The organism is Blastococcus aggregatus (assembly GCF_900221005.1).
GTDB classification, from domain to species: Bacteria; Actinomycetota; Actinomycetes; order Mycobacteriales; family Geodermatophilaceae; genus Blastococcus; species Blastococcus aggregatus.
This window is the reverse complement of the sequence record NZ_OBQI01000007.1, coordinates 157,119-169,244: the sequence shown is the minus strand read 5'-3', so window position 1 is coordinate 169,244 and position 12,126 is coordinate 157,119. Positions and strand designations below refer to the sequence as shown.

4 protein-coding genes are annotated in these 12,126 nt (G+C 68.1%); 3 read left to right on the top strand and 1 reads right to left on the bottom strand.

All coding sequences use genetic code 11. From position 1 onward, the window contains the following. Positions 1-10 precede the first annotated feature (10 nt). On the top strand, positions 11-970 hold the full coding sequence (locus CRP29_RS20760) for an ImmA/IrrE family metallo-endopeptidase (RefSeq protein ID WP_176523075.1): 960 nt from the start codon (positions 11-13) through the stop codon (positions 968-970). A gap of 610 nt (positions 971-1,580) precedes the next feature. On the opposite strand, the gene CRP29_RS22475 is transcribed toward CRP29_RS20760, so the two are convergent. After that, on the bottom strand, positions 1,581-2,861 hold the full coding sequence (locus CRP29_RS22475) for a hypothetical protein (protein WP_141437189.1): 1,281 nt from the start codon (positions 2,859-2,861) through the stop codon (positions 1,581-1,583). Positions 2,862-3,409: 548 nt separating this feature from the next. Between CRP29_RS22475 and mobF the strand changes: the two genes are divergently transcribed. Together mobF and CRP29_RS20745 are read left to right on the top strand one after the other, a co-directional pair. Then, complete coding sequence (gene mobF / locus CRP29_RS20750; RefSeq protein ID WP_245853164.1) at positions 3,410-8,980, top strand: MobF family relaxase; 5,571 nt, start codon at positions 3,410-3,412, stop codon at positions 8,978-8,980. A gap of 282 nt (positions 8,981-9,262) precedes the next feature. Further along, positions 9,263-12,112 carry an NACHT domain-containing protein gene (locus CRP29_RS20745; protein ID WP_097196959.1) on the top strand — a complete coding sequence of 950 codons (2,850 nt, stop codon included), beginning with the start codon at positions 9,263-9,265 and terminating at the stop codon, positions 12,110-12,112. Positions 12,113-12,126 lie beyond the last annotated feature (14 nt).

Genomic DNA, 12,126 nt, shown 5'->3' with positions numbered 1-12,126 from the left:
GTCGGCCGAGATGATCGACGCGCACGTCGACGACCTGCTTCGTGCAGCGGACGCGTACGGCCGCTTTCCCACACCGGTGAACGACATCATCGAGGCGGCCGGCCTGGTCGAGGTGCCGAACCACGAACTGGACCACGCTGTGCTGGCGCAGATGCCGCCCGAGCAGCGGGCGCTAGTCGTGCAGGCACTGCCCCAGCTTGAGGGCATGCTCGACCGACAGGCGAGGACGCTTTGCGTAACAGACCTCGTCACCAACGAAAACCGTCGTCGGTTTGTCAAACTCCACGAAGTCGTTCACGGAGCTCTGCCACACCAACAAGCGCTCATATACGCAGACAACGCCGAGACGCTGAGCCCTTCCACGCGTCTAATGTTCGAGCGCGAGGCGAATTACGGGGCCGCGCACCTGCTTTTTCAGAGAGCCGCTTTCGCGGCTGAAGCCCGCAGTCTCAGCCTCTCCGTGGCATCGGTTCAGGTGCTCGCCGCTCGCTATGGGTCATCGATCCACGCGGCGTTCAGACGTTATGCGGAGACTCACGACCGAGCGGTCCTAGTTTTACGGTTGGATCTCCCGAAGGTCAGGGGGGGACCACAGATTCGTCGCGAACAACCATGCTCCCCCTCGTGGACGAGCCGGTTCGGTGCTCCAAAATTCCCAACGCACATGAGCCCGTCGGATTTTTCCTTCCTCCACCTGGACAACGAGGTTGCCGGGGAAACTCAGCTCGTCGACCTGAACGGCCAACCAGCGAGAGCCAACGTCGAAATGTTCAGCAACTTCTATTCACGCTTCGCCCTGCTCTGGACGACGCCCGCACGCCCAAGAACGGACCCGCAACGACTCGCGAGCCTGCTCTCCTCGGACTGGACCGCAGCCCGGAGGCTGGCAGACCGCACACATCGCACCGCCTTGGCCCGGTCAGCTGGTACGGCGCCGAATGACCACACCACAGGCAACGACAACCGTTAGTCGGTGCGGCGCCGCTCCTGAGACAGGGTGCGTCAGACGGGAGACGCAGGCGTTTGCACCGCCGCGGTGAGAGTCATGCACGGCCACCCAGGTCAGGTCCCGTCGGGTGGGACTTGCGGCACGAACATCCCTCGGCCACCCCGCGACGAAGCAGCCTCGGCACGAGATGGGAGCTGTGTCCGCTCGGGGGCGCAGCAACGTGACCTGTGGCAGTGCATCAGAGCCAACTTGCTGCTCCGTCCCACGGCCCAGTTGCCTAACATGTCTTTCCGACAACGCCATGTCCCACCACCCGGCGCCAGCGCATCCTCGTAGCCGAAGGATTCAGGATCATCGGCCGGCACACGTCTTGCTGTCCGCCTGTCTATCCCGGACAGTCCCCACTGCATCACAGCGAACACTTGGTTAGGTCGCGCCACGAGATGCGCGAGGTGCCGTCCGGAAAGAGCTGCTCGGATTCCGTCCCGCCATCTGGGATTCTCGAAGCAGCGTCGAACCGGGGACCGAACGCCCGACACGCTCCCGCGCCATCTACTGTGCGCCGGCGTCACCACGCCTCCGGTCCGACATCGGGCCGTAGGACCATGCGGCGATGGCCGACGTCGCTATCTCACGGGCGCCGCGAAGGAATCTGAGAGTGCTCACTCTCGTCGATCACGACCACAATGCCTCGGTTGTTCTCGAGCGTATTTCTAATCAAGCTTGAGACGACCGTGCTCGTGTCACCTCGAGTCCCGATCCATGAGCCTCCCACTAGATCCACGAACTGACCATTGGTGAGGTAGCGCATGGCGTTATGCCAACCAATAGCCACGCCTCCTCGACTGCCCTCCACCCGGCGATCCCGACGGACTAGCTCGAACAGGTCGACGGGGAAGTACATGCCCTTCGCCAGGCGATTGCCGTCGGGACGACGGATATCAGGATTTACAAGCTTGACATAGAACGGCGCTGCGGATAGCCGCATGTCTTCCACCTGCACAGGAGTCGAGTCCACCAGACCAAGGCTAGCCATTCGCTTAAGTTCTTCGGTCAACTGCGCGTCAGGTCGATAGCTGACTCGCGAACCGTTTGCCTCCGCGGTCATGCGCTTGTACTGCACTAAGACGAATGCCTTCGTCTCTTCACGGTAGTAAATTAGGTCGGTACCAGTGAGCAGTTCGAGCTCGGTCTTGTCCGCATACAGGACAGTCAGCCTTCGTTGTGGCACATCCGGGTCCGTGTACCTCCAAACATCGTGGATGCCAACCTCGGTATCAACCCAAAGACCGAATCGTTGGGCATCGTGTCGAATCAAGGCCGCCTCTTGCGTGGTGGAGGTGGTCAAGCCACGCAGGAAGGGAACGTCGATCGCGCTCTCAACATCAGGCACCCGGGCGCGGCTGTCCACCCCGGCCAACTCGAATCCAAGCGCCACCGCATCCCGCTGCTCACGCCGATTGCGCACAGCAGCTGAGATTTGCCCAGGCACCGCTTGGAGCCGGTCGCGCAACGACTGAACTGCCTCCGCGACGCCGGCGCGAAGTTCGTCTAGTCGGGCTACCACGACATCCGCGGCACCGGGCGGCAGGAGTGAATCCCACGCCAATGCACTTGTGACCGTAGAGCGGCGACCTTCGGGTAACCCCTCGAGTACCTCCGTCCAGGGAACCGGTGGCGTTATGCGCCGGGGGTGGAGGACCTCCACCAGGAGGTCAAAGTCCCCCGACCGCTGTCGTCGGCGGACCAGCGCCGCGCCGCCAAGGCTGTCCGACCGCGACAGCAGCGCGACTTGCCAGGTCTTCGTCAAACGGATTCCCGTCGAAGCGATGGTTGTGGTCAGCACACCACCTGCTGTCTCGGCGCGGTCGAAGAGCACGTCCCACGACTGACGCAGTTCCAACACCGGCATGCGTGGAGTCTTCTTGGGGGATGCCACAGCCCGCGATTCTTCCCAATCATTCACTTCTCGCCCAAGGACCAGACGGCGAGTCACCCTATGGGGACGTCTTGAGCAACAAGGATGTGCTCACCGCGCACTTGTGTGGATCGAGGGCCGGCAGCGATGGCGGCCATGGCGCATACCAGGGAAATCCCGTCCGTCCCAAGGGACGCAGCGATCTGGTGAAGCGTCAGCCCATTGGCGCGCATGGCTGCCGCGGCCGCTCGGCCATGGCCGGTGATGACCCACCTTCGCCCCCTGTGCGGCCGGCGACCATGCCGGCCATGGCGCGTGCGCGGACAGTGCGGGTCTCGAAGGCGTGCCGCAGTCGGGGGTCCCACGCGCACAGGCGCCCTTAAGTGCTCGTGCAGGAGGTTTGGTCCGACGCGGTTCCATCCCGAGTGACATTGCGAGACGGCCGGGGATCGTCCAACTGCAGTTTCCAAGATCATCGATCGACACACCTAGTGCATCCAGGATGATCTTGGTGGGACAGCGCTTCATAGCGTCAGGTCGTGATGACGCTGCACAAGCTCACCGCGGGCGACGGGTACATGTATCTGACCCGCCAGGTGGCCGCGCACGACGGCACGACACGCGGATCTGGGAGTCTCGGCGACTACTACAGCGAGAAGGGCGAAGCTCCGGGCGTCTGGATGGGCCGCGGCCTTGCCGGTGTGCCGGACTTCCCGCTCGGTGAGCGGGTCACCGAGGCGCAAATGGTGGCGCTGTTCGGGAACGGACGTCACCCCAACGCCGAGGAGATCGAGCGAGCGGCCCGACTCGCGGGCAAGGACCCGGAGCAGATCGACCAGGCGAGCCGGCTGGGCGCGCCGTACCGGGTCTTCGACCAGTCCAACGAGTTCCGCCGTCGGTGCGCCGAGGGCTTCCGTGACCACAACTTCGCCAGCGGACTGGACGCCGTCACCCCGGTTCCGGAAGAGGATCGCGCCCGGATCCGCACGGCCGTGGCGAGCGCGATGTTCGTCGAGAGCTACGGCCGGCCCCCGGCCGACGCCCGAGAGCTGTCCGGTCACCTGGCCCGGATCTCCCGGCAGGCTACGACGGCGGTGGCCGGCTACGACCTGACGTTCAGCCCGGTCAAGAGTGTCTCCACGCTCTGGGCCATCGCCCCGCCAGACGTCGCCGCCGTCATCGAGCGGGCACACGCCGACGCCGTCGCCGACACGCTGACGTGGCTGGAGGACCACGCGACGTACACCCGGATCGGCCGCAATGGGGTGGCCCAGGTGGAGGTCCGAGGACTGATCGCGGCGGCGTTCACCCACCGCGACTCCCGTGCCGGCGACCCGGACCTGCACACCCACGTGGCGATCAGCAACAAGGTGCAGACCCTCGACGGCCGGTGGCTGGCGTTGGACGGGCGACCGATCTACAAGAACAAGGTCGCCGCCTCCGAGCGGTACAACACCCGGCTGGAAGCGCTGGTCGTCGACCGGCTCGGCGTCCGCTTCGCCGACCGGCCCGGCACCGAGCCGGGCAAACGGCCGGTGCGGGAGATCGTCGGTATCGAGGGGCCACTCCCCCAGCTCTGGTCCTCGCGGCGGCGGGCGATCGAGGTCCGCCGCGCGGCACTGGCGGTGCGGTTCCAGGCCGACCACGGCCGCCCACCGACCACGGTCGAGGCGATGTCCCTGGCTCAGCGGGCCAACCTGGAGACCCGCCAGGCCAAGCACGAGCCGCGCTCCCACGCCGAGCAGCGCGCCTCCTGGCGGGCACAGGCGCTGGCCACGTTGGGCGGCGAAGCGGGACTGCGCGCGTATCTGGACGGTGCCCTGCGCAGTACCCGCGGCCGCCCACGCGGCCCGACGCGCGCGTGGGTGACCGAGACCGCCCACCAGGTGCTCGCGGTGGTCAGCAGCGCGCGGGCGACCTGGCAGGAGAACCACGTCCGCGCCGAGGCCGAACGCGAGGCCCGGTCCGCCGGAATCGGACTGAGCGACGTGGACCGGGCGGTTGACGCGGTCGTCGCGGCCGCGCTGTCACCCCCGATGTCGATCCGCTTGGACGGCGGGGTGACACCGGGCCAGCGCGTCGCCGACGAACCCGTCGCGCTGCGCCGCTCCGACGGAACGTCGGTGTACGTGGTGGCCGGCTCGGCGCTGTACACCTCGAGCGAGATCCTCGCCGCTGAACAATTCATCCTCGCTGCGGCCGGCAGACGCGACGGGCATGTCACCCCTGCCGCGGCCGTCGAGGTCGCGCTCGTGGAGTCGGTCGCCAACGGGGTGACGCTGAACCCGGGCCAGGTGCAGCTGGTCCGTGAGCTGGCCACATCGGGCGCGCCGGTGCAGCTGGCGCTGGCGCCTGCCGGCACCGGGAAGACCACCGCGCTGCGGACGCTGTCGGCCGCCTGGCGCGCCGGCGGCGGCAACGTCGTCGGACTGGCTCCCTCGGCGGCGGCGGCCACGGTGCTGCGCGAGCAGATCGGCGCCAGCACCGACACGTTGGCCAAGCTGATCCACGCGCTGACCACCGACCTCGACGTCCCACCCTGGCTGCCCACGATCGGGCCGCGCACCCTCGTGGTGGTCGACGAGGCCGGCATGGCCGGCACCGCGGACCTCGCCCGCGTGGTCGAGCACGTCACCGCGGTCGGCGGGTCGGTCCGGCTGATCGGTGACGACCAGCAGCTGGCCGCCGTGGGCGCCGGCGGAGTGCTGCGCGACCTCGCCGCCACCCACGGCGCGGTCAGCCTCTCCCAGGTCGTCCGTTTCACCGACCCGGACACCGGCAGCGCGAACCACGCCGAGGGCGCGGCGTCGCTGGCGCTGCGCGAGGGCGACCCGGCCGCGCTGGCCTACTACGTCGACCATGGCCGGGTGCACGTCGGCGACCTCGCCACGGTCACCGAGGACGCCTACATCGCCTGGGCCACCGACCGCGCCGCGGGACGCGACGCCATCATGCTGGCCCCCACCCGCGAGCTGGTCACCGAACTGAATGGCCGCGCCCGCACCGATCGCCTGGCCCGGCAAACTGGACCGATCGGCCGCGAGGTCGCCCTGGCCGACTCGATGTCCGTCTCCACCGGCGACGCGGTGATTACCCGCCGGAACGAGCGCACCCTGGCACTCGGCGCCACCGACTGGGTGAAGAACGGTGACCGGTGGACCGTCACCGCCGTCCATGATCGCGGAGCCCTCGACGTCGTCCACGAGCGCACCGGCCGGCACGTCACCCTGCCCGCCGACTACGTCACCGAGCACGTCACCCTCGGCTACGCCACCACCGTGCACGGCGCCCAAGGTGTCACGGCTGACACCTGCTACGCCGTCGCCACCGGCAGCGAGACCCGCCAGCTGCTGTACGTCGCGCTCACCCGCGGCCGGCACGCCAACCACGTCTTCCTCCTCACCGCCGGGGACGGCGACCCGCACAGCGCGATCACCCGTGACGCGCTGCTGCCGCCCACCGCCGTCGACCTGCTCACCCGGGTCCTGGGACGCGACGGCAGCCAGACCTCGGCCGCCAGCCACAGCCGGGCGCTGGCCGACCCAGCCGCCCGGCTCTCCTCCAGCTCCGACCGTTACTCCCACGCGCTGAGCACCGCCGCGGAGGACCGGCTCGGGTCCTCCGCGCTCGTGGTGATCGACAGCGCCGCCGAGGCCGCGGTGCCCGGATTGACCGCGCAGGACGCCTACCCGGTGTTGCGCGCGCACCTGGCGCTGTGCGCTGTCGCCGGCCAGGACCCGGTCGATCTCCTCAGGCGGGCGCTGGCCTCGCCGCGCGGTCTGCACGACGCCCGCGACACCGCGGCGGTCCTCGACTGGCGCATCGATCCCACCGGTTCCCACACGGCCGGAACCGGTCCGCTGCCGTGGCTGCCCGCCATCCCCGAGACGCTGCGGACCGACCCCCGGTGGCGCGCCTACCTCACCCACCGCGCCGACGAGGTCGCCGCACTCGCCACCGCCGTCAGCAACGGGGCCCGCGCCTGGACCCCGGCCAGCGCCCCCGCCTGGGCACTGCCGCTGCTCGACCGCGCCCCTGACCTCGTCGCCGACCTCGCCGTCTGGCGCGCGGCCCACGGCGTCGACAGCGCCGACCGGCGCACCACCGGCCCCCCGCTGCCTGCGGCCGTCGACGCCCGCGCACAGCGCGCCCTCAACGCCCGCGTCGAGCGGCTGCTCGGCGAACCGGGCACGGCCGCCGCAGGGTGGTCGGCTCTGGCCCACGGCATCGACCCGCGCCTCACCGCCGACCCCTACTGGCCGACCCTCGCCGAGCGTCTCGCCACCGCAGAACGCGCCGGCATCGACGTCACCTCACTGGTCCGCGCGGCCGGCGACCGTCCCCTGCCCGACGAGCAGCCGGCCGCCGCGCTCTGGTGGCGGCTGTCCGGGCACCTCTCCCCCGCCGCACTAGCAGGCGGTGCCGTCGCGGCGCAGAAGCTGCGCCCGGACTGGGCGCCGGTCCTGTCCACCGTCATCGGTGGTCCGTCTGCCGACCGGGTGCTCGGCGATCCGGAATGGCCAGCGCTGGTCGCCGCCGTCAGCTCGGCCTGCCTCACCGACTGGTCCCCAGAGCAGCTCTTGAACACCGCGTACGACCTGCTGCGCGCCGGCCACCCCGACGACGAGCCGCTGGGTCCCGACGAGTTGACCACCGCTCTCGTGTGGCGGATCGGCCTGCTCACCGATCCGACGTCCGGCGGCCGCACCACCACATGCCCGCCGCCCGACGACCTCGACCAACTCCCGACGCCGGACGGCGTCCTCGATGAGGACTGGCTGGCCGGCCTCGCGGAACCTGACGACCTGGACCACCCCGGGCCGCCCGAGGACGACCCCGCTGGCGCCGCCGACACCGGTCGGGCAATCGGCTACGCCGAGTTGGGCGACGCGCCCCGCGTCGACCGGCGGCGCCTCCTCGAGCTCAACGAGGAGGCCGCTGACTTCTTCGCCGCCCGCTTCCGCGACTCGTGGGCGCCGTCGTACCTCATCGGACGGCTCGGCACCGACCTTGCCGCCGACGAATGGTTCACCCTCGGCTACGCACCCGCCGGCTGGACTGAGCTGACCAATCATCTGCGCCGCCTCGGCGCCACGGACACCGAGATCGTCGCCGCCGGCCTCGGTAGCTACGCCTCCACCGGCCGGGTCATCGACCGCTTCCGCGACCGGCTGCTCTTCGCCATCCGCGACGGCGCGGAGGTCCACGGCTGGATCGGCCGCCGCAACCCCGCGCACGACGGCGACGAAGCCGGTCGAGCCGTACCGAAGTACCTGAACACCACCGAGACAGACCTGTTCACCAAGGGGCGCGAGCTGTACGGCCTGACCGAGGGCGCCACAGTGCTGGCGGCCGGTGCCGTCCCGGTCATCGTCGAGGGCCCCCTCGACGCACTGGCCGTTACCCTCGCCGGCGACGGCGAGTACGTCGGCGTCGCCCCGTTGGGTACCGCGTTCACCGACGCACAGGCCGACCGACTGCGCCCCTTCATCGGCGAAGGACGACTGGGGGTCATCGTCGCCACCGACGCCGACTCTGCCGGACAGACGGCAGCGCAACGCATCTTCTGGCAGCTGACCGCCCGCGGCGACGACCCACGCCACCTCGCCGTCGCGACCGGCAAGGACCCCGCCGAGATGCTGCAGACGGCCGGCACCACCGCGCTGCGCCAGGCCCTCGCTTCCTCCCCCAGCCTGGCGGGCACGCTCATCGATGCCCGCGTCGCCGTCTACGCCGACCGCCTGGACACCGTCGAGGGCCAGGTCCACGCCACGCGTCGCGCCGCCGAGGTCATCGCCGCTCTGCCCACCACCAGCTGGCCAGCGCACCTCACCGACCTGGTAGCCCGCACCGGCATCGCCCCCGACATCGCGCTGTCCGAGGTCTTCGACGCCGCCCAGGCACGCAGCGAGGTAGACCGACGCACGAGAGCAGCGCTACCGGCACAGCACGGCGACGCTTGCACCGCAGTCCCCGGCCGCGCTGCTGAGTCATCTCCACCAGTGACCGGGCGGCAGACTCTCACGGCCAGCACGAGGACAGCTGAGCTCGCCGCATCCGCGGCACCTCATTCTCAGCCTGCAGTTCGGCGTGAATCCCGCCAGCGGTGCTGACGAGGACGGTAGGGAGCCTCCACAGGGCGGCCAAGCAGCGCGGTCAGCTGCCGAGAAGTCGGGCGCGGACGCGTCGTCTTCGCCCGTCGCGCTCGGTCTGGATCCCGCCCATCGGCCGGCTCATAGGGGGTCCCTTGGCGGAACCAAGGATTTGCCGTGAACCGCTTGCTCTTAGCCAGCCGCGACGATCCTGAGACATGAGGTCTCGTGACGCCGCCGCAGCTGCTGCGGGGGACGTTGGCCGGTGGGGCACGATGGGGGTACGCCCGGCCCAGGAGTGCGATGTTGAAGTACGACCTGCAACGTCTTGGAGGCATTGGCTTCCAAGACGTGGTGTCTGCGTTGGCCATCAAGGTGCTCGGGGCACACGTGCGGCCCATGGGGCGCGGCAAGGACGGCGGCCGCGACATGCTGGTCAACAACGGCGTCATCGTGTGGGCAGCGAACGACCACTACGCCAAGGTCGAGACCTGGGACGGCACCACGGTCTTCCAGGCAAAGCACAAGCAGATACTCGAAGCTCCTCAGAGGGACGCCAGCACACTGTGGCAGCACATCAAGGCTGAACTGAACGCGTGGGCCTCGCCTGACTCCGAGCGAAGTGCGGTGCCGCACTATCTGGTCTTCGCCACTAACATCCCGCTTACGCCGGCTCACCGGGGCGGCGGATTCGACACCATCAACGCCAACATTCAGCGCTTTCTCGACGACCTGAGCGACGAGACCTCCGAAGACCATCTCGACGGGGCAGAGAAGTCCCGGGCACGGCGAGTGCGGCAGGCACGCCGCGACCGGATGCGGAGCCTGCGAGCATGGCGCCTCTGGGACGGCAACCAGCTCGTCGGCCTACTCGACGCACACGATGGGGTTCGCCGAGCGTTCGACGGGTTCCTCACCGCAGGTGACGTACTCGCAGACCTCTCCATGCTGTCCACGAACCTCAATCAGCAGGAGTTGGGCCCGGCTCTCAAAGAGCACGCCCGCTGGGCGCTTCTGGCCGAACGGGGCGTCTACTTCGACGACGCTGGCGGTGAATCCAAGGGCGTGCCCGTCGAGCAGGTCGCCATCGACTTGCCAGTCCTCGTCGGCGACGGCCAGGCAACCGAGCGCGTCATTCGGTACGTGCTCGACCGGGGTGACCACGTCCTGAAACCAACGATGACGACGTCGCAGAAGCCGCGGCATCTCGTCGTCACGGGCGCCCCCGGCAACGGCAAATCAACCATCGCGAAATTCTTAACCCATGCCTATCGCGCCGCGTTTGTCGGCGAAAGCACCGACCTTGGCGACGAACACCAGGCCACCGTTGCGAAAACAGAAGCGGCACTCAAGAGGATGGGGCGAGCTGTTCCGGCGAACCGCCGATGGCCCGTCAACGTCGACCTCGCCAAGTTCGCCATCGCGCAGGCGACCAACAGCGACTACACCCTCCTACACTGGATCGCCTCACATTTGACCCGTCAGGTCACATCTAAGGACGTGCCCCGATGGGGGCTGTGGGCGTGGCTTCGAACATGGCCCTCGTTCATTGTCCTTGACGGTCTCGACGAGGTCACCGAGCCGTCAGTCCGGCAGACCCTGGTCGCCGACATCGAGGCATTCGTCGGGGACGCCGAGTCAAAGGACTGCGACCTGCTGGTTATGGTCACGACCCGACCGACCGGCTACGCCGACGAGATGAATCCGACGATTTTCGAGCGCATCAACCTGACGGATCTCACTATCGATGACGCCCTCCAATACGGTCGACTGGTCACCCGCGTGCGGGTGCCGAACGACGAGACTCGACGCAACGGCATCATTGCTCTCCTCGAGGAAGCCGCGAGACAAGAAGCACTGAAGCACCTGCTCCGCACGCCTTTGCAGACCCTCATCATGTCCATCATCGCGGAGTCATCGCGCCGCTTCTCTCCTAGCCGATTCGCCCTCTTCTGGGGCTATTACAAGGTCATTGAACAACGCGAGCAGAACAAGGAACTGGGGTACTCGAGACTGCTGCGTGACTACGCACCTCAGGTCTTGGACCTGCACCTTCGGGTAGGACTGCTGTTGCATGAGCGCGCCGAAACCACGACCGGCTCCGACGCGATCCTGACTCCTGAAGGCCTTCGAGATATGGCATGGCAGGTCCTCAACGATGCCGGCTACGAGCCGTCGAACAAGGACAGGCCGCTGTTGGATCGAATCCTCAGCGCTGCGACCCACCGACTCGTTCTGCTGACCCCGCAACCCGGCGGCGGTTACGGCTACGATGTGCGCTCGCTTCAGGAGCTGATGGCCGCCTACGCGCTGACCACCGGCACACTCGAGCTGGCCATTCCTCGACTTCGCCGGATCGGCGCTTCCCCGCACTGGCGCAACACCCTACTCTTCGCCGCAGGACGCTACTTTTCAGAGCCGCAGCCGCACCAAAAGAATGCCGTTACGTCCCTCGTCCTGACTCTCGACGAGAACGCCTCGGACCGACTCGGAGCAATCTTTCCGGTCGGCCCGAACGTGGCCATCGAAGTCATCGACGACGGGATGGCCTCGGAACCAAGGTATCTCCACCCACTCATGACCCACGCCTTGAAGGCGATCCACGAACCCGAGGGCTTCAGTCCGGACATCTACGCACGCATGCTAATGTCCGCCGCAACGGCCTCCGAGACCGTGCGTCGACTCATCGCCGACGGACTCCGTGAAGCGCTCAGCGGCACTTCTGTCTCACGCATGAACGCAGAAGACGTCCAGCGCTCGATCACAAACATTGGCAAAGAGGTCGGCACCACGCCGGACGTGCTGGGGCTGGCCACCGTGAAACGCGACCACTCAAGGTCGCTTCCGGATGACCCAAAGCCGGACTGGAAAGCGTTCTGGGACACCATCCATGCCTACTCCGACCCCGCCACTGCTGAAGTGCTCAGCACTATCGGAGACCTCCTACAGAGGGTCGCCGACCAAGGGGTGACGCACGATTGGGCTCCCCTCGACCTACGGACACACCTCTCTGATCCGGACGTCGCATTCATCCTGCAAGAAGCACTCAGCCACGTCGCCGACGCCTCCCCGCTCCTCGTCGCCATGTTGCGCCACGACGTCGTCCCGACACTGTGGCGGCAACCGGTCGACCTCACCGACGACCCGCTTTGACCCATCTTGGGCCC

Excerpts from the sequence above, each read along its gene's own strand:
- CRP29_RS20760 (WP_176523075.1), top strand. The coding sequence starts at position 11 with ATGATCGACGCGCACGTCGACGACCTGCTTCGTGCAGCGGACGCGTAC.
- CRP29_RS22475 (WP_141437189.1), bottom strand. The coding sequence starts at position 2,861 with ATGCCGGTGTTGGAACTGCGTCAGTCGTGGGACGTGCTCTTCGACCGC.
- mobF (WP_245853164.1), top strand. The coding sequence starts at position 3,410 with ATGACGCTGCACAAGCTCACCGCGGGCGACGGGTACATGTATCTGACC.
- CRP29_RS20745 (WP_097196959.1), top strand. The coding sequence starts at position 9,263 with ATGTTGAAGTACGACCTGCAACGTCTTGGAGGCATTGGCTTCCAAGAC.